At 60.9% G+C, this 21,011-nt stretch carries 21 protein-coding genes and 2 pseudogenes; 10 read left to right on the top strand and 13 right to left on the bottom strand.

Annotated features, from left to right (window positions below; translation table 11 throughout):
- The first annotated feature begins 91 nt into the window (after nucleotides 1–91).
- From PspCFBP13508_RS10305 to PspCFBP13508_RS10325, 5 genes are all read left to right on the top strand, one after another.
- A complete protein-coding gene (locus tag PspCFBP13508_RS10305) occupies nucleotides 92–1,495 on the top strand; it encodes a hypothetical protein (protein ID WP_137214374.1) in 1,404 nt (467 codons plus the stop codon).
- A 206-nt stretch (nucleotides 1,496–1,701) separates the two neighbouring features.
- Nucleotides 1,702–3,096 carry a hypothetical protein gene (locus PspCFBP13508_RS10310; protein ID WP_056791673.1) on the top strand — a complete coding sequence of 465 codons (1,395 nt, stop codon included), beginning with the start codon at nucleotides 1,702–1,704 and terminating at the stop codon, nucleotides 3,094–3,096.
- Nucleotides 3,097–3,112: 16 nt separating this feature from the next.
- Nucleotides 3,113–3,484, top strand: a complete 372-nt coding sequence (locus PspCFBP13508_RS10315) for a YcfL family protein (RefSeq protein ID WP_016772611.1) — start codon at nucleotides 3,113–3,115, stop codon at nucleotides 3,482–3,484.
- Nucleotides 3,485–3,520: 36 nt separating this feature from the next.
- Nucleotides 3,521–4,108, top strand: a complete 588-nt coding sequence (gene lpoB / locus PspCFBP13508_RS10320) for a penicillin-binding protein activator LpoB (protein ID WP_016772610.1) — start codon at nucleotides 3,521–3,523, stop codon at nucleotides 4,106–4,108.
- Between the two features lie 3 nt (nucleotides 4,109–4,111).
- The gene (locus PspCFBP13508_RS10325; RefSeq protein ID WP_016772609.1) at nucleotides 4,112–4,858 is read left to right on the top strand and encodes a hypothetical protein; all 747 of its coding nucleotides are present in this window, start codon (nucleotides 4,112–4,114) and stop codon (nucleotides 4,856–4,858) included.
- Between the two features lie 217 nt (nucleotides 4,859–5,075).
- Here the strand turns inward: PspCFBP13508_RS10325 and rhtB are convergent, their stop codons facing one another.
- The 3 genes from rhtB to PspCFBP13508_RS10340 form a co-directional block, all read right to left on the bottom strand.
- Nucleotides 5,076–5,708, bottom strand: a complete 633-nt coding sequence (rhtB, locus tag PspCFBP13508_RS10330; RefSeq protein WP_016772608.1) for a homoserine/homoserine lactone efflux protein — start codon at nucleotides 5,706–5,708, stop codon at nucleotides 5,076–5,078.
- A 192-nt stretch (nucleotides 5,709–5,900) separates the two neighbouring features.
- Entirely contained in the window at nucleotides 5,901–6,482 is a 582-nt protein-coding gene (locus PspCFBP13508_RS10335; protein WP_024014760.1) for a mechanosensitive ion channel family protein, read from the bottom strand.
- Nucleotides 6,482–8,392: an ATP-binding cassette domain-containing protein gene (locus PspCFBP13508_RS10340; protein WP_137214375.1), complete on the bottom strand. Its 1,911-nt coding sequence runs from the start codon at nucleotides 8,390–8,392 to the stop codon at nucleotides 6,482–6,484. The genes PspCFBP13508_RS10335 and PspCFBP13508_RS10340 overlap by 1 nt, the downstream gene beginning before the upstream one ends.
- A gap of 50 nt (nucleotides 8,393–8,442) precedes the next feature.
- On the opposite strand from PspCFBP13508_RS10340, the gene PspCFBP13508_RS10345 reads away from it, so the two are divergent.
- Nucleotides 8,443–8,904, top strand: coding sequence for a TIGR02444 family protein (locus PspCFBP13508_RS10345; RefSeq protein WP_137214376.1), 462 nt, complete (start codon nucleotides 8,443–8,445; stop codon nucleotides 8,902–8,904).
- Here PspCFBP13508_RS10345 and PspCFBP13508_RS10350 read toward each other — a convergent pair.
- Nucleotides 8,901–10,094: an AlgP family protein gene (locus tag PspCFBP13508_RS10350; RefSeq protein WP_130910603.1), complete on the bottom strand. Its 1,194-nt coding sequence runs from the start codon at nucleotides 10,092–10,094 to the stop codon at nucleotides 8,901–8,903. The genes PspCFBP13508_RS10345 and PspCFBP13508_RS10350 overlap by 4 nt on opposite strands.
- Before the next feature lie 192 nt (nucleotides 10,095–10,286).
- On the opposite strand from PspCFBP13508_RS10350, the gene PspCFBP13508_RS10355 reads away from it, so the two are divergent.
- Nucleotides 10,287–10,952 carry an FKBP-type peptidyl-prolyl cis-trans isomerase gene (locus PspCFBP13508_RS10355; protein WP_016772603.1) on the top strand — a complete coding sequence of 222 codons (666 nt, stop codon included), beginning with the start codon at nucleotides 10,287–10,289 and terminating at the stop codon, nucleotides 10,950–10,952.
- A gap of 58 nt (nucleotides 10,953–11,010) precedes the next feature.
- On the opposite strand, the gene PspCFBP13508_RS10360 is transcribed toward PspCFBP13508_RS10355, so the two are convergent.
- The 8 genes and pseudogenes from PspCFBP13508_RS10360 to PspCFBP13508_RS27640 form a co-directional block, all read right to left on the bottom strand.
- Nucleotides 11,011–11,469 (bottom strand): Rsd/AlgQ family anti-sigma factor, encoded by a 459-nt coding sequence (locus PspCFBP13508_RS10360; protein WP_016985889.1) that lies wholly within the window; start codon nucleotides 11,467–11,469, stop codon nucleotides 11,011–11,013.
- Nucleotides 11,470–11,649: 180 nt separating this feature from the next.
- Entirely contained in the window at nucleotides 11,650–12,201 is a 552-nt protein-coding gene (locus PspCFBP13508_RS10365) for a disulfide bond formation protein B (protein WP_137214377.1), read from the bottom strand.
- Nucleotides 12,202–12,417: 216 nt separating this feature from the next.
- The gene (locus PspCFBP13508_RS10370; RefSeq protein ID WP_137214378.1) at nucleotides 12,418–13,656 is read right to left on the bottom strand and encodes a heme biosynthesis protein HemY; all 1,239 of its coding nucleotides are present in this window, start codon (nucleotides 13,654–13,656) and stop codon (nucleotides 12,418–12,420) included.
- The gene (locus PspCFBP13508_RS27630; RefSeq protein ID WP_241669513.1) at nucleotides 13,653–14,795 is read right to left on the bottom strand and encodes a uroporphyrinogen-III C-methyltransferase; all 1,143 of its coding nucleotides are present in this window, start codon (nucleotides 14,793–14,795) and stop codon (nucleotides 13,653–13,655) included. Before PspCFBP13508_RS27630 ends, PspCFBP13508_RS10370 begins: the two co-directional genes overlap by 4 nt.
- A 36-nt stretch (nucleotides 14,796–14,831) precedes the next feature.
- Nucleotides 14,832–15,578: pseudogene (locus PspCFBP13508_RS27635) on the bottom strand (uroporphyrinogen-III synthase); the annotation flags it as partial.
- Nucleotides 15,575–16,516, bottom strand: coding sequence for a hydroxymethylbilane synthase (gene hemC / locus PspCFBP13508_RS10380; protein WP_137214380.1), 942 nt, complete (start codon nucleotides 16,514–16,516; stop codon nucleotides 15,575–15,577). The gene hemC and the pseudogene PspCFBP13508_RS27635, both read right to left, overlap by 4 nt.
- 137 nt (nucleotides 16,517–16,653) lie before the next feature.
- Nucleotides 16,654–17,400 (bottom strand): LytTR family DNA-binding domain-containing protein, encoded by a 747-nt coding sequence (locus tag PspCFBP13508_RS10385; protein WP_137214381.1) that lies wholly within the window; start codon nucleotides 17,398–17,400, stop codon nucleotides 16,654–16,656.
- Nucleotides 17,397–17,549 (bottom strand): annotated as a pseudogene (locus PspCFBP13508_RS27640) (sensor histidine kinase); the annotation flags it as partial. The gene PspCFBP13508_RS10385 and the pseudogene PspCFBP13508_RS27640, both read right to left, overlap by 4 nt.
- A gap of 321 nt (nucleotides 17,550–17,870) precedes the next feature.
- Between PspCFBP13508_RS27640 and argH the strand changes: the two are divergent.
- A complete protein-coding gene (argH, locus tag PspCFBP13508_RS10395) occupies nucleotides 17,871–19,265 on the top strand; it encodes an argininosuccinate lyase (RefSeq protein ID WP_137214382.1) in 1,395 nt (464 codons plus the stop codon).
- Nucleotides 19,266–19,395: 130 nt separating this feature from the next.
- Here the strand turns inward: argH and PspCFBP13508_RS10400 are convergent, their stop codons facing one another.
- The gene (locus tag PspCFBP13508_RS10400; protein ID WP_137214383.1) at nucleotides 19,396–20,055 is read right to left on the bottom strand and encodes a glutathione S-transferase; all 660 of its coding nucleotides are present in this window, start codon (nucleotides 20,053–20,055) and stop codon (nucleotides 19,396–19,398) included.
- Nucleotides 20,056–20,178: 123 nt separating this feature from the next.
- On the opposite strand from PspCFBP13508_RS10400, the gene PspCFBP13508_RS10405 reads away from it, so the two are divergent.
- Both PspCFBP13508_RS10405 and PspCFBP13508_RS10410 read left to right on the top strand, forming a co-directional pair.
- On the top strand, nucleotides 20,179–20,466 hold the full coding sequence (locus PspCFBP13508_RS10405) for a hypothetical protein (RefSeq protein ID WP_130912466.1): 288 nt from the start codon (nucleotides 20,179–20,181) through the stop codon (nucleotides 20,464–20,466).
- A gap of 200 nt (nucleotides 20,467–20,666) precedes the next feature.
- Nucleotides 20,667–20,912, top strand: coding sequence for a TIGR02647 family protein (locus tag PspCFBP13508_RS10410; protein WP_016772594.1), 246 nt, complete (start codon nucleotides 20,667–20,669; stop codon nucleotides 20,910–20,912).
- Nucleotides 20,913–21,011: the final 99 nt, after the last annotated feature.

Below are 21,011 nucleotides of genomic sequence, written 5' to 3' on the forward strand. Positions count from 1 at the left end.
GCAGGGAATGATTCATATCGCTGAAGCGATGTGCCACCATCGACTCCAATAACGTAAATGCTCCCCATTTGCTCAAGGAAGCCCCCTTTCAATGCGCCACTGCCTGCTGCTTCCCCTGCTGTTGACCACCATTACACAACTGGCGGGTTGCGCGGCTTATCGCAATTACGATCTGGAGCTGGAACAGACCACCGAGCAATTGAAGCAAGGCAATGTCGCCGGCTCGCTGGCCTTGATCGAAGCGCATAACCCGGACGAGCAAAAGGATCTGCTCTATTACTTCGAGAAAGGTGCGGTGTTGAGTGCGGGCGGCGAACTGCCGCAGAGTCAGGCGGCATGGCGCAGTGCCGAGCAAATGGTGGTCGAACGCCAGGACACCATTGAAACCACCGGCGACAAACTCTTGGCTGCCATGGGTAATCACTGGGGCAGCATCATCAATGACAAGTTGCGCCGCTACGACGGCTATGACTATGAAAAAGTCATGCTGACCACGCAGATGGCCCTCAACCAGCTGGCCGTGAATGATTTCGACGGCGCCCGCGCCGACATCAAGAAAACCCATGAGCGCGAAGCGCTGATCGCACGGCAGCGCGAGCTCGAATATGAGCGCGTCGAAGAGGTAGCGAAAAAGCAGGGTGTGCGCGTGCATTACAAGGATTTGCAGGGTTATCCGGTAGTCATGCTGGACGCGCCGGCGGTGATCGCCTTGAAGAACGGCTACCAAAGCGCGTTCAGTCACTACCTCGCGGGCTTTACATATGAAGCGCTCGGGGAAAAGAATCTCGCCGCGCCAGGCTATCGCCAAGCCATCGAATTACGCCCGGATCTGCCGTTCTTCCAGCAGGCATTGCGTGACCTCGACAGTCCCGGCCTCAAGGGTGACGAAAGCGACGTGCTGATCATCGTGCAAAGCGGCCTCGCTCCCGCACGCAGTTCGCTGCGTGTGCCGTACCCGGTGAAGCTGGCAGACGGTCAGGTCATTGTCGCCAACATCTCGTTCCCTGTGATGGTGCCCGACACTTCAACGCCGTCGTTCAATCAGATCGGCATCGATGGACGGCAGAAGAAACTGATACCGGTCAACAGCATCACCGACATGTCCTTGCGTACGCTGCGCGATGACATGCCCGGCATCATCCAGCGCACCACCTACCGAGCCTTTCTGGCCGCCGATGTGCAAGCCACCGACAACCGACGCGACCCGAGCAAAGCATCGTACGTGACCCATTGGGATGGTTTCGAACAAGCCGATACGCGTACCTGGCGCACCCTGCCCAATCTGACTCAGGTAATGCGCCTGCGCCTGAAGAAAGGTGAACATGCGATCACCCTGCCCCACGTCAATAACGCCGCGCCGCTGACTATCCGGATCGATCAGAACCGCCAGGTCATCACCCTGCGCGCCCTAGGCGATCGAGTTTTCGCCAATGGCAGCGCGTTCGCGCCCGGCAAAACAGCGGCCGAACGCGTCGTGAACAACTTGACCAAATGATGGCACGAGCCTTCGTTAGGCCACTAAAAAGACATTACATCGCCATCACCCCGCGCTTATAATGCCGCGCCCTCGCCCAGCGAGCCGGCATCAAAAGCTCCTCACCCATGAGGAATTGGCAGGAGGCCAGCGCCGCCGTCGATAGGTCACACCAGCCCGACCAGCACACGCGGCTGCAAGTTTTGTTACTCAGGGAAGAAGTACCCATGGCATTCCGCGCTCCCATGCTGCTCGCGCTCAGCGCCGTCACGCTGTTGTCCGGCTGCGCAGCGTTTCGCAACTACGATTCCGAACTGGCCCAGACCAATCAGCAACTGGCTTCCGGCAACGTCGACGCGGCGCTGACCCTGCTGGAAAAGAACAACACCGGCACCGACAAAGACCTGCTCTATTACTTCGAGAAAGGTGAACTGCTGCGCGCCAAGGGCGATCTGTCGGGCAGCCAGAACGCTTGGGGCAGTGCCGACCAGGTAGTCGGTCAGTGGGAAGACGCGGTCAAGCTTGACTCGGCCAAGTACCTGGCGCAGTTCGGCAGCTTCATCGTCAACGACAAGGTGCGTCGCTACGAAGGCTATGACTACGAAAAAGTCATGCTGACCACGCAGATGGCCCTGAACCTGTTGGCAGTCAACGATTTCGATGGTGCCCGCACGGCGATCAAAAAGACCCACGAACGCGAAGCGGTGATCGCTGACCTGCGCGACAAGGAATACCTCAAGAGCGAAGAACAGGCCGAAAAAGAAGGCATCAAGACCCAGTACAAGGATCTGCAGGGTTATCCGGTGGCCAGCCTCGACGCACCGGAAGTGGTCGGCCTGAAAAACAGCTACCAGAGTGCGTTCAGCCATTACCTGGCCGGTTTCGTTTACGAAGCCCTGGGCGAGAAGGATCTGGCCGCGCCGGGTTATCGCAAGGCTGCCGAACTGCGCCCGAACACGCCGCTGCTCGAGCAGGCGCTGGTCAATCTCGACAAGCCTTCCAAATCCGATGACAGCGACATTCTCATCGTCGTGCAGAGCGGTCTGGCCCCGGCCCGCGACTCGATTCGCGTACCGCTGCCGCTGCCGATTTCCAACAACGTGGTGATCACTCCGCTGTCGTTCCCGATCATCAAACCGGACACCTCCACCGCGCCTTTTGCGCAGATCGGCGTCGACGGCAAGCAGGTCGACCTGACCGCGCTGAACAGCACCACCGCCATGTCCCGCCGCGCTCTACGCGATGACATGCCGGGGATCATCGTGCGCACCACCGTGCGCGCAATCACCAAAGGCGTGGCGCAAAAGCAGATCAACGAGACCAATCCGCTGGCCGGTCTCGCCGTGGGTATTTCTTCAGCGGTGCTTGAAGGTGCCGATACCCGTACATGGCGCACCCTGCCGGACAACACCCAAGTGGTGCGTCTGCGCCTGAAAAAAGGTGAGCATCAGGTTACCCTGCCGAGCGCCGTCGGCGGCTCGGTGGTCAAGGTCACTGTCGACCAGCGCTACCAAGTGATCAGCCTGCGTGCCGTGGGCAACCAGGTATTCGCTGGCGGCATCGCTGCTCACGTAATGCCGAGCGCTGCCGCGACCAACGTCGCCAGCCTCAAACAACCTTAAGAACGGAGTCTTTGCAATGCGCTTGAAGATCATCGCCGTCGCCGCCCTCGCCTTGCTGGCCGGCTGCGCCACCCCGCCACCGCCGGAGCCGGGCAGCGCCGCGAGCAAAGTCGTGGCCATGGGCCCGCAGAAACACATCGTCGTCGGCGCCATGCGCGTGGCTCGTGAAAACGGCTTCATGACCGTCAACGTGCAGTTGAGCAACACCCTCAACAGCAACAAGATTTTCTACTACCGCTTCGCCTGGCTTGGCGCCGAAGGTTTCCCGGTTGCCGAAGAAGAAGTGTGGAAAAGCCAGATGATGTACGGCGCCCAGACCAGCTTCATTCAGGCCATCGCGCCGACCCCGAAAGCCGTGGATTTCCGTCTGGAAATCAAGACGCCGTAAACCCGCCACCCTATTTCTGATTGAGAGAGCTTTCTCATGTTTGCACGCTTTTCCTGCATCGCCGTCATCGCCCTGCTCGCCTCCGGTTGCGCCAACACCTCGCCGACCCTGGGCAGCAAGAACATCAGCTATGGCGACACCAAGGCTGTTGAAACCGTGACCAACGAATTCGGTTCGACCGACCTGCAAATGATCGCCGAGTCGATGACCCGCTCGCTGGCCCAGTCCGGCATCCTGCAGGGTCGTCCGGTAGTTCAGGTCTACGATGTGAAGAACAAGACCAGCGAGTACATCGACACCCGCGAAATCACCACCAGCATCAAGACTCAGTTGATGAAGACCGGTGTTGCGCGCTTCGCCAGCGACAACAATGCGATGCAGAGCCAGGTTGACCAGCTCAAGCTGCAAAACCAGAGCGGCTTGTACAAGAAAAGCACCGTGGCCAAGACCGGCAACATGGTTGCCGCCAAGTACCGCATCGAAGGCTCGATCAGCTCGATCGTCAAGCGCAGCAGCGACTACAAGGACGTCTTCTACAAATTCAGCCTGCAGTTGATCGACGTCGAAAGCGGTCTGGCCGAGTGGATGGACGAAAAAGAGATCCGCAAAACCACGGAGCGTTAATCGATGCGCACATGGATTGGCATGATGGCCCTGGCTTGCGCGTTCAGCGCGCAGGCGGCCCCGAAAGTGGCGGTGACGGATCTGGCGTATCAGGAGCGCGTGGAGCAATACATCCACATCGTTTCGGCGCAGAGCAATCACCGCGAGAGTTACTACAGCGCCAGCGGTTCTTCGAGCTACAACGAGATCGAAGCGACCACCAGCTACATCGAACAGGGCGAGTTGCGCAAATTCACCGGCGACATCAAGGGTGAAATCCTGCGTACCGGCATGTTCCAGCTGGTGCAGGGCACGCCGTATACCGCCTCATCCAAAGGCGATGTGTATGACGTGATCAAGCGCATCAAGGCCGGCAACTTCAAAGGCGCCGACTACGTGCTGTTCGGCACCGTGTCCGACATCGACTTCACCCAGGACATCAATGAGCTGGCGCACACCGACAGCTACTCGGCGGTGCTGGGCCTGACGCTGGTGGCGGATTTCAGCCTGATCAACACCAAGACCTACGAGATCACCTCGGCCTTCACGGCGATGGGCGAAGCGCAGGACACCAAACTGGTGAACCATCGCGACATCAAGATCTCGCTGAACCGTCCGCGGGTGGTGCGCGAGGTGTCGAAGGCCTTGGGCGAAGACGTGGCCGGGCAACTGAGCATGCAGCTCGGTGGTGGTGACGGTTACGAGCAGCCGCGTGAAGCGCCGCAGCGCAACAATCTGCCGCGTGACACGGCGCCGGTGATTTTACGCTGAGCCGGATCTGACAACTTTTGTGGCGAAGGGCTCTGTGGCGAGGGGATTTATCCCCGTTGGGTCGCGAAGCGGCCCTCGTTATTGATGCAAGACGATTGGGACTGCTGCGCAGTCCAACGGGGATAAATCCCCTCGCCACAAAAGCTCGCTTGCCCCGATGTCTCGGTAGACATGAAAAAGGCGACCTCTTGAGGTCGCCTTTTTTTGCCCGAGCGGTTTACGCCGCCGCTTTGCGCAACGTCGCCATGAACGCCGCCGCGCCAATGAACAATCCGGCAAAGGTGCGGTTCATGCGCTTCTGCTGCTTGGGCGTGCGCAGCAGGCGCAGCACCTTCGACGCCAGTCCGGTGTAGCCGGCCATGACAATCAGGTCGACGAACACCATGGTCACGCCGATCACCAGATACTGAATCAGCAGCGGCGCATGGGGATTGATGAACTGCGGCAACACCGCGAGCATGAACACCAACGCCTTGGGGTTGCTGATGTTCACCAGAAAGCCGCGAAACACCAGGGCCAGTGGCTTGCCGATCGGCCGCACTGCGGCGTCATCGCTCATGTCCATGGGCAGCGCGCGCCATTGCTTGATCGCCAGGTAAACCAGATAGGCGACACCGAACCATTTGATCGCATGGAACGCTGTGGCCGAAGCGGTAAGCACAGCGCCAACACCCGCGCCGACGATCGCGATCTGCACCGCCAGACCGATCTGCAGGCCCAGTGCGTTCCAATAGCCGCGCCAGAATCCGTATTGCAGACCGCTGGACATCGACGCGATGGCGCCCGCGCCCGGGGACAGGCTGATCACCCAGCAGGCGGCAAAGAATGCCAGCCATGTTTGAAGCTCCATCGCATACCTCGGCCGATGCTTGTGACAAATGCCTAAGCTAATGCGGCTTCGTGTGGATGACTACCAGTTTTTTGCTAAATATTGCGGGAAGCTGAGGGCCCCTTCGCGAGCAGGCTCGCTCCCACAGGAGGAACGCATTCCAATGTGGGAGCGAGCCTGCTCGCGAAGGCGTCGGAACAGACGACGTAGAAATTACTTCTCAAACCCGCTGGAAGGAAACACATCGGTCCCGCGCCAACGCCGCACCGAACGCTGGAAGAACAGGCTGTTCGGCACCTGCACCATGGCGCTGCCGGTACCGAGTTCTTCGGCCTCGACCAGCGTGGTGTAGAGCAGATTGATCGCGATCACCCGGCCTTTGACGCCAGGCTTGTCGGTGGTGTCCACCAGCTCGACCACGTCGCCGAGGCGGAACGGCCCGACGGTGAAGATCAGAATCGCGCAGAGCAAATTCGACAGCACACTCCACATGGCAAAGAACGCCACCGCCGCCACCGCGACAAATCCCGACAGCGCCGTCCACAGCACCGTGGCCGAAACGCCGAGGCGCTCAAGCACGAAGAGCAGCGCGCTGCCCATGATCAGCCAGCGCAACACGCCGCGCAACGGCATCAGCAACTGCGGCGGAAACGGATAGCGCTCACCCAGGCGAGTCAGGCCTTTGGCGACGAAACGCTGGGTCAGGTAACCGGCCAGCAGAATCAGCAGAATCTGCGCGGTGAACCACAACGGTTCGACCCACACCGCCGCAAAGGGCAGCTTGAAGGCTTCCATCAGGACAACGCCTCCAGCTCCGCCTGCATGCTTTCCAGGGTTTCCAGCGCTTCCATCCAGGCTTCTTCCAGCTCGGCTTCACGCACCTTCAACTTGGCCTGTTCGGCGAGCAGATCACGCAATTCATTCTTGCGTGCCGGCTCGTAGATATCGCTGTCACCCAGGCTGGCATCGACCTTGGCCAGTTTCTCGTGCAGCTTGCCCAGTTCGGCTTCGAGCTTGTCGGCCTCGCGCTTGTGCGGCGCCAGTTGCTGACGCAACGCTGCCGCCGCTTGGCGTTGCGCTTTCTTGTCGGTCTTGTCCGGGTTGATCGGCGTGTTGCTGACCGGCGCATTGCGCTGACGGTATTCCACCAGCCAACGTGCGTAGTCTTCGAGATCGCCATCGAACTCTTCGACCTTGCCGTCAGCAACCAGATAGAAGTTGTCGGTGGTGCTCTTGAGCAAGTGCCGATCGTGAGAGACCACCAGCACCGCGCCGCTGAATTCCTGCAGGGCCATGGTCAGCGCCAGGCGCATTTCCAGGTCGAGGTGGTTGGTCGGTTCGTCGAGCAGCAACAGGTTCGGCCGCTCCCAGGCGATCAGCGCGAGGGCCAGACGGGCCTTCTCGCCACCAGAGAAATTCAGCACCGGCTCATCGATGCGTGCGCCCCGGAAGTCGAAGCCGCCGAGGAAGTCGCGCAGGGTCTGCTCGCGCTCACCCGGCGCCAGACGCTGCAAATGCAACAATGGGCTGGCCTTGGAGTCGAGCGAGTCGAGCTGATGCTGGGCAAAGTAGCCGACCACGGTGTTTTCGCCACGGGTCAGGCGCCCGGCCAGCGGTTCGAGCTCGCCGGCGAGGTTCTTGATCAGCGTCGATTTACCCGCACCGTTCGGCCCAAGCAGACCGATCCGCGCACCCGGGGTCAGTTGCAGCTTGACCTTCTCGAGGATGGTCTTGTCGCCATAACCCAAGCGCGCATCGGACAGGTCGATCAGCGGACTGGAGATCTTGGTCGACTCGCGGAAGACGAAGTCGAACGGCGAATCGACGTGGGCCGCCGACAATTCTTCCATGCGCTCCAGCGCCTTGATCCGGCTCTGCGCCTGACGGGCCTTGGTCGCTTGCGCCTTGAAGCGAGCGATGTAGCTCTCCATGTGCGCACGCTGCGCCTGCTGCTTCTCGTAGGCTTGTTGCTGCTGGGCCAGACGCTCGGCGCGAGCGCGCTCAAACGCGGTGTAGCCGCCCCGGTAGAGGGTCAGTTTGCGCTGATCGACATGGGCGACGTGATCGACCACTTCGTCGAGAAAATCCCGGTCGTGGGAAATAAGCAGCAAGGTGCCCGGATAACTCTTCAGCCACTCTTCGAGCCAGATGATCGCATCGAGGTCCAAGTGGTTGGTCGGTTCGTCGAGCAGCAGCAGATCCGATGGGCACATGAGTGCCTGCGCCAGATTCAGACGCATCCGCCAGCCACCGGAGAAATCGCCTACCTGACGGTCCATCTGCTCATTGGTGAAACCCAGGCCGGCGAGCAGCTTTCGCGCCCGCGCATCGGCGGTGTAACCGTCGGCGCTGTCGAGTTCCGCGTGCAGGCGCGCCAGTGCGGTGCCGTCGTGGGCCTCCTCGGCGGCGGCAAGCTCGCGCTGCACCTCGCGCAGACGCAGGTCGCCATCGAGCACATAATCAACCGCCAGGCGCTCAAGAGTGTCGACCTCCTGGCGCATATGCGCGATACGCCAGTCGGCCGGCAGCAGGCAGTCGCCCGAATCCGGGTGCAACTCGCCGCGCAGCAGGGCGAACAGGCTGGATTTGCCGGCACCATTGGCGCCGATGAGGCCGGCTTTGTGGCCGGCGTGCAGGGTCAGCTCGGCGTCTTCTAGCAGACGTTGCGGGCCACGCTGTAAAGTCAGGTTCTGAAGTCGGATCATAATGGCGGCGGAGTCTACCAGCTTCGCTCACAACTGGCGCGAGTAGCACGATGTCCTCTGACCTGTGGAGCTTTGCCCTTGATGTCTACGCCCGACCGGGCGTGGAAGATGCCTGCCTGCAGTTGCAAACGGCGGGCGCCAATGTCTGCCTGTTGCTCTGCGGTTTATGGCTGGAGCAGCGTGCGGTGACCTGCGATGAACCGCGCGTACGTCTGCTCAAGGCCTTGACCGCGCCGTGGGATGTCGAGGTGGTGCAGCCTCTGCGAACCCTGCGCATGCAATGGAAAGCGCGGGCCGTCGATGATGCGGTGGTGGCAGGCATGCGCGAGCAGATCAAGTCACTGGAGCTTGAAGCTGAGCGAACCTTGCTGTCACGGCTGGAAGGTGTGGCGCAGGAGTGGACGCGCAACGATGCAGGTTCGGTGACCTGGCTTGAGGGCTTGGCCGGCAATGCCGCCAGCCTGAGCCGCGACGCGCTGCAAGTGCTGCGCGTCGCGGCGACCGGCACTTAGGAAGCGCTGGTCGGGGTGCTGCTGACATTCGACGAGGCGGCTGGCGCTGGCGCAGTCGAAGGGGTCGAGTGAGTGGCGGACGACGGTGCCGAGGCAGCTGGGGCAGCCGGGGTCGCCACAGGTGCAGGCTTGGCTGCTGGAGCGGCAGCCGGTTTGGTCGCGGCTGGCTTGGCAGCTGCAGGCTTTTTCACCGCTGGTTTTGCGGCTGGCTTGGCGGCCGGCTTTGCAGCAGCGGTCGCAGGCTTGGCAGCAGCGGGTTTCGCAGCTGGCTTGGCGGCCGGTTTCGCAGCGGTTTTTGCCGCAGGTTTTGCTGCCGATGTTGCGGCTGGTTTGGCAGCCGGTTTTACCGCCACTTTCGCAGCAGGTTTGGCGGCGGCCGGCTTGGCCGCAGTTTTGGCAGCAGGCTTCGCAGCGGCAGTCTTGGCAGCAGGTTTTGCTGCTGGTTTCGCTGCTGCTTTGGCAGCAGGTTTGGCGGCTGCGGTTTTTGCCGGTGCAGCTTTGCTCGCGGCCGGTTTTGCCGCGGCTTTGGCAGGGGTGGCTTTCACTGCTGGCTTGGCTGCAGCAGGTTTGGCTGCGGTGGTTTTAGCCGCCGGTTTTGCCGCGCTCGCCGCCGGCTTCTTCGCTGCAGTTTTTGCCGCTGGTTTGGCAGCCGCTTTCACTGGCGCCTTGGCCGCTGGTTTGGCGGCGGTTTTCGCAACAGCAGGTTTCGCCGCAGCGGTCTTCGCCGGGGCTTTGCTTGCAGCAGGCTTGGCAGCGACTTTCTTCGCTGGTGCTGCTGCCGGTTTGGCCGAACGCGACGACAGAACCTTGCCCACTGCTTCCTGCACGCGACCAACACCTTGGGCCAGTTTCAGGCTTTCCTGGGCATCGCGCTTGAGCTGCAGAATGTAGCTGCGGGTCTCGGATTGACGATCTTTCAAAGCGTCCAGCAGGTCTTCGAGTTCTTTCACGGCAGCCTTGGCCTTGTTCTGTGCCTTGGCTTTGCCGGCGGTGGCGGCGTCCTGCAATTTGGTGCGCGATTTGTGCAGTTTTTCCTGCGCCTTGCCACGCTGTTTTTCCAGCTTGGCGAGCAGTTTTTCAGCATCAGCCAAGGCTTGCGAGCAAGCGTTTTCCAAATGCTCGAGCAGGCTGCCCGACAACTGTTGGAGTAAGTGCAACGGAGTATTTACAGGCTTCTTGGTGGCCGACATGGTTTACCTCCTGGCTGACGTGAGTGCGGCTCATACTAGACCTCTGCTGATACCGCCGCTAGGGCATGTTGACAGTATCTGCACCGTTGCGTTGCACCGAAGCCGAAATGTTCTGCGCGCGGGAAAAAGCAGTTCACCGATGCAGACGTTTGCACTGGCATAATCCCCCGCATCCCAGGTCGGAGAGTGCCCATGTCGCGCTACTTTATTTTGTCCCTCTGCGTGTTTTTTTCGACGGCGTATGCCGATGAAAAAAACACGGCGAACGATGCTCATGATCTGGCTTACAGCCTCGGTGCCAGCCTCGGCGAACGGCTGCGTCAGGAGGTGCCGCAGTTGCAGATCCAGGCGCTGATCGAAGGTCTGCAACAGGCGTATCAGGGCAAGCCGCTGGCGCTGAGTGAAGCGCGTATCGAACAGATTCTGGCCGACCACGAATCGCGCAATGCCGAGCAGGCATCACGGCAATCGAGCGACGCGGCGATGGAAAACGAGCAACGCTTTCTCAGTGCGGAAAAAGCCAAACCGGGGGTGAAGGAACTGGCCGACGGCATCCTTCTGACTGAACTGGTTCCGGGCACTGGCGCCAAGGCCGGCCCGGACGGCAAAGTGCAGGTGCTGTATGTCGGCAAGCTGCCGGATGGTACCGTGTTCGATCAGAACACCCAGCCGCAATGGTTCAACCTCGACAGCGTAATCGCCGGTTGGCGCACCGCCTTGCAGAACATGCCGGTGGGGGCGAAATGGCGACTGGTGATTCCATCGGATCAGGCCTATGGCGCCGACGGTGCCGGCGACCTGATTGCGCCATTCACGCCACTGGTTTTTGAAGTGGAATTGCGCGGCGCGACGAGCTGATCAGGCATAAAAAAACGGTGCGCTTTCGGGCGCACCGTTTTTTCATGAAGGACGTGGATCAGGCCTGAACCGGATCTTCTTCCTTGTGTGCCGTGTGCAGCACTTCGATCAGGCAATCTTCAAGTTCAAAGCGCTCGTGCAACAAGCCGCCCAATTCCTTGAATTTCTCCGCAACGCATTTGCCTTCATCGCACAGGTCGTTGAACGCGAGCAGCTTCTCGGTAATGACGTCAATGCGCGGGTAGATCGTTTCGGCGAGCTCCAGACCGCGCTTGTCGTTGAACGCCTTGGCTTCGCCAGTCAGCTGTTCATAGATTTCGAAGTGCCCCGCCGATACGTAATCGACCAGCACCCCGCAGAATTCCTGCAAAGGCTTGCGGCTCTCGGACAGCGACTCAGGCTGCGCACCGAGCTTGTCGTAGGCGCCGATCAGCTCTTCACGCTCCTGCAACCAGCGGTCGATCAGCAGATGAACCCCACCCCAACGTTCCTGAGCATTCTGACAACTTTCGAGCATGGCGATCTCTCTTCCCTTGTGGGTCATGCTGCTCTACACCCGCGCCCTGTTCTGATTTGACTGGTGGACGATCGGGCAGAGCGTCATCGAGCAACATAAATCCAATGACACGTGCCGGCCAGATTATGCCCGCACGCCTATGGCTTCAAGGTACGCAGGAGATAAAGTTCATACAAGTGTTTAATCCCTGACCAGCATGTGGTGCGACGCTTCGTCGCTGACCGGTCGTTGCAGAGCGCTCCAGATCAGACGCAACAACTGACAAACAGCAAGAATCGACACGCCGACAAAAAACAGCAGACTCCATTCAGGGATGCTCAAATCGAACAGCGTCCAAGAGATGTCCGCACAATCGGCGCCGCCGTTGAACATCCGTTGTAATGCGCAGATCCACGGCAAACCACTGAAGAGTGACTCCACGGTTGGCGAGCATCTGACCAGTTGCAGCATGGAGTCGCTCTGGATCAGGACCTGCCGCCACGCAGCGGTGGTTCCGCCCAGACTGGCGCCCAGCGCAAACAGCCAGTACCACCATAATCCGCCGCGCCGGGGGCCATGCACCGCCGCCACGCCGCAGCCAATGCACAGCAGGGTGAGGAACAACCGCTGCACCAGGCACAGACTGCAAGGCGTCAGGCCGACCGCGTATTCGAGGTAATAGGAAGCTCCCAGAGCAAAGGCCCCCGCAATGAAAGCCATGAAGAACAAGGAGCGTGAGCAGGCCAACGACATGGCTTTTCCGTAACAGTAGAGACAGACGGTTACGGTAGAGGAAAGCGTGTCAGCCTTTCAAGGCAAGGACCTGCCGACAGTTCACCACAGGTGTAGGGAAAACCCGACAGGCTCGATAGGAAATGGTGAAGCGCTCTGTAGGACTTTGTCTCTTGAGCGCAAAGAAGGGGAATTTTCGGTCATCGAAGTTCGCGAGGGAGCATCCTCCCCCGCCCTTCAGACCTTCGCCACAACCGGCAAAGGCGCCGCCAGCAAGCGTTCATCCAGCAGCCCGAGACCTTCCTGGAACAACTGGTTGCTGCGCTCGGTATCGCCAAGCTGAGCAAGCAGGCGGGCCAGTTCCGCACAGGTCTCCGGATTGCGCTGCACACGCAGACTGCTTTCCAGATAGTCACGGGCCTTGCCCCACAGACTGGTTTGCAGACACAAACGGCCCAGGGTCAGCAACAGGCTCGCATCGGCCGGATGCTCCTTTAGCCAGCCTTCAGCAGTCTGCAGCTGACGCGCGGGATCGCTGCCACGAACCAGACCATACAGACGCGCCAGATGGCTGTCGTACTTGCGCTTGAGCGCTGTGCGCAGCACTTCTTCGGCCTCGACCTGAGCGCCAAGCTGGCGCAGTTGCTCAGCATAGGCCAGCACCAAAGGCGCTTCCTGACGCTGCGCCGAAGTCAGCTGTTCCCACGCCCGCTTGAGCGATTGTAGACCCACGGTACCGTCTTCTTCGCGTTGCGCTGCCAGGGACAGATTCTCACCCCAGGCGCGACGCTCGAGTTCGGCCAGCTCGGCCGGCGGCAGGACTTTGTCCTTGCGCAACTCAGGCAGCAAACGAATCACCGCCGACCATTCGCCACGCTGCTGATGCAGACGTTGCAATTGACGCAATGTCTGCGCGCTGCGCGGATGCCGTTCATGCATCGCCTGCAAGGTCACCAGCGCACCGTCGGTGTCGCCACGATCGGTCTGCAACTGTGCGTGACTGAGGGCGATCGCCAATTCGGCTTGCGGCTGACGCTCCAGCGCGCGTTCAAGCAAACGATCACTTTCTTCGTACTGGCCTTGCTCGTTCGCCGCACGGGCGGCGCCGAGGTAATACAGCAGCGGCTGACGCTCGGCTTCCGCTGCGCGGGTCAGATGCCGTTGCGCGCTGGCCCAGCGACCTTCAGCCAGATCCAGTTGTCCGTGTTCGATCGCCACTTGCACGCGGCGGCTGCGATTGCGTCGCGACCACGGATTGACCACGCCGGTGGAGGTCATCACCAGCTCGACCAGCACCTTGATGCCCCAGAACAGCAGCCACAGCACCGCTATCACCGCCAGTGTCGCCCACAGGCTCGATTCGTAGCGGAAGCTCTTGTACGCCACCAGCACGTAACCGGAATGCTCGGCAATCGCCAGGCCCAGTGCTGCCGTCGCGGCGATGACCAGAAACACGATTACATAGAGGCGCTTCATGGGGTCGCCTCCTGCGCAGCATTGGCGGCAGGCTTGGCGAACGGTTTCACCGATTCCTCGGCATTGACGTTACGTCGCTCCAGATATCCCTGCACCGCACTCAAGGTGCCGGTCAGATCCGGAGTCTTGACGGTGACCGGTTCCTTGCTCAGCTCGGCGACCTGTTCCAGCATGACTTTGCTTTGCGGGTTGTCCGGATTGAAATTGCCCTTGAGCACATCGCGCGCCTCGGCCAACGCCTGGGTGTATACCGGCGCCTGACCGTTGAGCGCGGCCCACTGCGCCTGCTCCAGCGCCAGGCTCAGGGCCAGGCGCACCTGGCTCAGGCTCTGTCCGGCCAGCAACGGTTTGACGTTCTTGTCAGCATTGAAGTCGATGCGGATATAGCGCGAAACCTTGTCCCACCACTGCGCCCAGCGACTGGCGCCATCGCCATCGCTGGTCAGGCCCAGCAGCGACTCGCCGCGATCCTTGTACTCCGGCGCCAGCTCGGTGAGGTCGATGACTTGATCGCGCAGCGCGCCGAGACGCAGGAACAGCCCGGTGCGATCAGGCTGTTCGGTGCTGCGCAAGGCGACCAGGGTTTTCGCCACTTGTTCGCGCGCGGCGAAGGAACCCGGATCGTTCTGTTCACGGAGGATTTCATCGGCGCCCTGCACCAGCGCCTGCGCACTGCTGATGTCCTGCAACGCCGAGAGGCGCAGGCTGGCCAGACGCAGCAAGTGTTCGGCCTCGGCCAGACGCCAGTCCTTGCGGCTGGCGCCGAGGACGGTTTCCAGACGTTGATTGAGGCGCTGCTGATCGCCCTGCAATTGCGTGACCAGACGCTGGCGTTCGGCGAGTTCGTCAGCACCGGGCAACTGCGCCAGGCGCTCGGTCAGACGCTGTTCGTTGAGCTTCAGACTCTGCGCCTGATCGTTCAACGCCTGCACCTGACTCGACTGTTGCTGCGTGTTGCTTTGCAGGTGGCGCACCTGCCAGACACCCCAGCCACCGATGGCGACACCGGCGGCGCCGAGCAGCAAGGCGACAATCGCCAGTCCATTGCCTCGGCGCGGCTCTTTGGCCGGTGGTGGAGTTTCAACCTGGGCATCGAGCGCAGGCTGGACGTCATCTTTTGGCAAGGCTGTTTCGCTCACGTATCCATCCTTTGCATTAGAAAACGGCACGGGACATTCCCGTAACGCCGTCAGCAAAGCCGCGGCACTCGCGCCGCGGCAATCCACAACTGTTTGAGCCCCGGCGGCACGTGCCAGCTCGGCGACCCTCGGGCTTGGAACAAACAACGGCAACTGCGCGATCTTCGGCCAGGCATCGCCGGCCAACTGCCGCAGGTGCTCGAAACCCTGTCCACTGCTGACCACCAGCCCGTTCAAGCGTTCCGCTTCGATCCGCCGTGGCAGCTCGTTTGACGGGTAGGCTGGCAGGTCGCGGCGATACAACTCCAGATACTCGACACTAGCACCAAGCGCGCGCAGGCGCTCGGCGAGCAGTTCACGACCGCCCTCGCCGCGCAGGATCATCACCTGCGCACCGGGCTGGCTCACCGCCTCGCGCAGACGCGGCAATTGCAGCAGGGCTTCACTGTCATCGCCATCAGCCGGGAAGCTGACATCGAGACCATGCTCGCGAAGAATGCCTGCGGTCGCCGCGCCGACGCTGAACCACGGCATGCCCGATAAGGCCGCGCCTGCGGACTTGAGCAGATCCACCGCGATCCGCGCCGCCGGTTTGCTGACCACAATCACCGCGCTGCAATCGGGCAATCGCGAAATCGCCTGGCGAATAGTCTCAGAGAGCGGCAGCGGAACGATGTCCAAAAGCGGCAGACAACTGCTGAAAATCCCGTGCCCGGCCAACTGTTCGGCCAGCGCCGCGCAATCATCCGCAGGGCGCGTCAACAGCAGGCGCCAGGCCGTCACTCGTGACCCGCCTCGCCGTACACCGCTTTGAGAATGTCGTCGGCGCCTTGCTTGAGCAGGTCTTCAGCGACCTGCACGCCCAAGGTCTCAGCGTCCGCGCGCGGCGCGCGGGCTTCGGCACTGAGCAGCCTGCCGCCGCTCGGCTCACCGACCAGGCCGCGCAACCACAGTTGCTCGCCTTCGAGCACCGCGTAGCAGGCGATGGGCACTTGGCAGCCGCCGTTCAAGTGTTTGTTGAGGGCGCGTTCGGCGTTCACCCGCGAAGCGGTATCGGCGTGATGCAAAGGCGCGAGCAAGGCGTGAATTTCGTGGTCGGCGCTGCGGCATTCTATGCCGACCGCGCCCTGGCCACCGGCCGGCAAGCTGTCATCGACACTGATCGCCGAAGTGATGCGATCCTCGAAACCGAGGCGGATCAAACCGGCGGCGGCGAGGATGATCGCGTCGTACTCGCCGGCGTCGAGTTTGGCCAGACGGGTGTTGACGTTGCCGCGCAGGAAACGGATCTGCAGGTCGGGACGCCGCGCCAGCAATTGCGTTTGCCGACGCAGGCTCGAAGTGCCGACGATGGCCCCGGCAGGCAGCGCTTCAAGACTGGCGTAGGTGTTGGAGACGAAAGCATCGCGCGGGTCTTCACGCTCACAGATGCAGAACAGACCCAGGCCTTGCGGGAAGTCCATCGGCACGTCTTTCATCGAATGCACGGCGATATCGGCTTGATTTTCCAGCAGCGCGGTTTCCAGTTCCTTGACGAACAGGCCCTTGCCGCCGATCTTCGACAGTGGCGAGTCGAGCAGCTTGTCGCCGCGACTGACCATGGGCACCAGCGTCACCAGCAGGCCCGGGTGGGCCGCTTCCAGACGGGCTTTAACGTATTCGGCCTGCCAGAGGGCCAGCGCACTTTTACGGGTGGCGATGCGGATTTCGCGAGGGGACATGGAACAATCCGTACTGAATAGATACGGCGGATAATAACAGCTCAGTCAATTTCACTTTGACCTGAATCAGAACCGGCGCGGCCTCCCTGGCCTGCCATGCCGGATAAAAGAACACGAAAAGGCCGGTGAGGACTGGGTCAAAGCCCCTGCATCATCTTGCGCACACCGGCAACATGCCGACGGCTGACAATCAGTGCGTCGCCATTGAGGCCTTTGAGGAACAACTGGAAATGTCCCAGCGGTGTGCGCTGCAATCGCTCGATGCGGTCGCGGGCGACCAGCGCATTGCGGTGGATACGCACAAAGCGTTCGCCGAATTCGTCTTCAAGGGCTTTGAGGGGTTCGTCGAGCAGCACCTCGCCGGCTTCGTGACGCAGGGTCACGTATTTGTGGTCGGCGATGAAGTAGACCACCTGATCCAGCGGAATCAGCTCGATGCCTTTACGGGTCCGTGCGCTGATGTGGCTGCGTGGGCCGTTGCCACTTTCGGCAGCGGGACGGGTCAGGGCCGAGAGTTGCGCCCGGTTGGGACGTTCAGCCCGCTTCAGGGCTTCATTCAAGTGTTCGGTTCGCACAGGTTTCACCACATAGCCCACGGCGCTGGCCTGCAGGGCTTCCACGGCAAATTCATCGGGACTGGTGCAAAACACCACGGCCGGCGGCGTCTCTCGTTCGCACAGTCGGGCAGCAACCTGCAGGCCATCGAGGCCCGGCATGCGGATATCGAGCAGCACGATATCCGGCCTGTGGCTGTCGATCAGCGCTAACGCCTCCTCGCCATTCGTGGCACTGGGCTCCAGGACTGTGTAACCCTCGAGTTCGCTCACCATACGGCTTATGCGCTCGCGAGCCAGGGGTTCGTCATCAACGATCAGGACATTCATATTGCGCTGGATTCCTGCGTGAGTCTCGCACAAGGATAGCGTAGACAGGTGTAGTGACCTGCGTCACCGCGATCCACGCTAAGACTAGCCCGAGCGCCAAAAAGTGCCGTACGTCGGCCAGCAATATTTGCCAGCGTCCGGGTCGTACCGCTCAGAGCCCACTGTTTCCTGCGTTTCTCACGGTGGTTGGCCGTTGGACAACTCACCCGCCCCCTCTTCTTATAGTCGGTGGCCAGACCTTTGCATGATCCGCAATCGCACCGACCCTTATGTCCACTGTAGACGTTCGTCGGAACGATATTGCTCAATCAAAAAATATCCTTTTGTAAATTCCTTGCAGACCGCGCCGGACATGCCTGACACATCCGCGAAAAAAACGTATCGACCGGTGTCAGCGACAGGATTGGCAACCCTGTTATTATCCGCGCCAGCGTTTCACGCCATTTCTTCAAGCCGATACGAGCGAATTCATGAGCACTGACAAGACCAATCAGTCCTGGGGCGGCCGCTTCAGTGAACCCGTCGACGCCTTCGTCGCCCGCTTCACCGCCTCCGTCACTTTCGACCAGCGCCTGTATCGCCACGACATCATGGGCTCGATCGCCCACGCCACCATGCTGGCCAAGGTCGGCGTGCTGACCGATGCCGAGCGCGACAGCATCATCGATGGCCTGAACACCATTCAGGGCGAAATCGAGGCCGGCCAGTTCGACTGGCGCGTCGACCTCGAAGACGTGCACATGAACATCGAAGCGCGCCTGACCGACCGCATCGGCGTCACCGGTAAAAAGCTCCACACCGGGCGCAGCCGCAACGACCAGGTCGCCACCGATATCCGCCTGTGGCTGCGCGATGAAATCGACCTGATCCTCGCCGAGATCACCCGCCTGCAAAAAGGCCTGCTGGAGCAAGCCGAGCGTGAGGCCGCGAGTATCATGCCGGGCTTCACTCACCTGCAGACCGCACAGCCAGTGACCTTCGGGCACCACATGCTGGCCTGGTTCGAAATGCTCAGCCGCGACTACGAGCGTCTGGTCGACTGCCGCAAGCGCACCAACCGCATGCCGTTGGGCAGCGCCGCGCTGGCCGGCACCACTTACCCGATCGACCGCGAATACACCGCGCAACTGCTCGGCTTCGACGCCGTCGGCGGCAACTCGCTGGACAACGTTTCCGATCGCGACTTCGCCATCGAATTCTGCTCGGCCGCGAGCATCGCGATGATGCACCTGTCGCGCTTCTCCGAAGAGCTGGTGCTGTGGACCAGCGCGCAGTTCCAGTTCATCGATCTGCCGGATCGTTTCTGCACCGGCAGCTCGATCATGCCGCAAAAGAAAAACCCCGACGTGCCCGAACTGGTGCGCGGCAAGACCGGCCGCGTGTTCGGCGCGCTGATGGGCCTGTTGACCCTGATGAAAGGCCAGCCGCTGGCGTACAACAAGGATAACCAGGAAGACAAGGAACCGCTGTTCGACGCCGCCGACACCCTGCGCGATTCGCTGCGCGCGTTCGCCGACATGATCCCGGCGATCAAGCCGAAACACGCGATCATGCGTGAAGCGGCACTGCGCGGTTTCTCCACTGCGACTGACCTGGCGGATTATCTGGTGCGCCGTGGCCTGCCGTTCCGCGACTGCCATGAAATCGTTGGCCACGCGGTGAAATACGGCGTCGACAGCGGCAAGGATCTGGCCGAGATGAGCCTGGAAGAACTGCGTCAGTTCAGCGATCAGATCGAGCAGGACGTGTTTGCCGTGCTGACCCTCGAAGGCTCGGTGAATGCACGCGACCATATCGGCGGGACTGCGCCGGCGCAGGTCAAGGCTGCGGTGGCGCGCGGTCAGGCGTTGATCGCCAGCCGCTAGAAGCCAAAAAAGCTTCGCGAGCAGGCTCGCTCCCACAGGGATTCTGGATGTTCACAAAATTTGTGTTCACCACCGGCTCAATGTGGGAGCGAGCCTGCTCGCGAAGGCTTCCTTCAGAGCGCTACAAAATTCACTTCTTGGCAGCAATCATTGCCAAAAACGCCGGCATCGCCGCGTCCTTGTCCGCCGCAATCTTCTGCACGTGCGGATTCTGCTCAAGCCGCTCCAGCAGCGCTCTCGCCTGCGGCATCTCGGCCAGCAGATCGATCCCGAACAGCTTCTGCCCGACCGCAAAGGCCAGCGGCACGCTGTAGAGGAAATACAAATCGGCAATGCTCAGGCTGTCACCCGCCACGTACGGAGCGAACTTGCCATGACGGCCCAGCGCGGCGAAGCCCAGCAGCAGCTCGGTCCGGGTCTTCTCCTTGATCGCCTCCGGCAATGTCATACCGAAAAACGCTTCGCCATAGCAGGCACGCCCCGGCAACTCGATGTACAACTCGATCTCCTTGGCAATCGCCAATACCTGCGCGCGCTCGAACGGATCGCTGGGCAGGAGCGGCGTGCCCTTTTGTGATTGTTCGAGGTATTCGAGGATGATCGCGGTTTCGTTGATGTAACCGGCGTCGACACCCAGCACCGGGACCTTTCCGCGCGGGCTGATGGCCAGTGATTCCGGGGTTTGTGTCGGGTAGAAGGTCACCTCTTCGAAGGCCAGGCCTTTTTCCAGCAGTGCCAGTTTGACCATGTTGTAGTAGTTGCTGACAGCGAATCCGTAGAGCTTGAACATCACAGAGCCTCCAGGCCGTGCGGGGTGGGCAGTGCCTGTTTATAGATCGCCGCGGCGTTTCCCGCCAGCAGCATCACGCCGCTGAATGCGGGTAAACTGGCGCCTTTCCCTGAGGAGCCTGCAATGAGCGAGCCGACAGATATCGTCAACGATGACGACGAAGAAGCATTCACCGAAGCGACCCTGATCGAAGCCATCGAGAACCAGATCGAAAGCGACAACCCGCCGGCGGCGAAGGCGACGTTGAACAAGCTGACTTTGGTCGGCATGGACCGTGAGGAGATCCTCAACCTCATGGCTCACGTGCTTGCCTATGAGATTGACGCGATGCTCGATGAAGACCGCCCGTTCGACACCGAATGGTACGAAACGGCATTGCGCAAGCTGCCAGAGCTGCCACCGGAAAAATAATAAAATCAAAAGATCGCAGCCTTCGGCAGCTCCTGCACCAATCTCTCGTAGGAGCTGCCGAAGGCTGCGATCTTTTTTATGCGGACTACACTGGAATTCGCCTCAAGACAAAATCCCCTGATCTGAGCACTGGACATGCCGCACCAGCGGGTTCACCTTAGGGGCGCTGTCGTCCAATTCCTAGAAAGTCTGGAGTCCTTATGTCGCTTACCCCTGAGTTGGTTGCCGAACTGGAAGTCCTTGCACTCTTCAACCTGGACAGTTCCCAGGAAGGTCTGAAAATTCATCAGACCGCTGCCCCGAAACACATCGCTGCGGCCCAGCGCCTCTTTGAAAAAGAACTCACCGACCAGCCCGATGGCGGTTATCTGACCAGCCTCGGTCGCGATGCCGCGCAAAACGTGCAGACCGTACTGACGATTTTGAAAGAACAGGAAACCGCCTGATTTCTCTGACTTTGCCCACGGAAACTCCTGCCACGGGATTTCCGCGGGCCAGCCTGAACGCTGTCGATAAAAATCTGCCGTCAAAAAACAAATTCAGCT

It is taken from the genome of Pseudomonas sp. CFBP13508 (genome assembly GCF_005233515.1).
GTDB classification, from domain to species: domain Bacteria; phylum Pseudomonadota; class Gammaproteobacteria; order Pseudomonadales; family Pseudomonadaceae; genus Aquipseudomonas; species Aquipseudomonas mercuritolerans.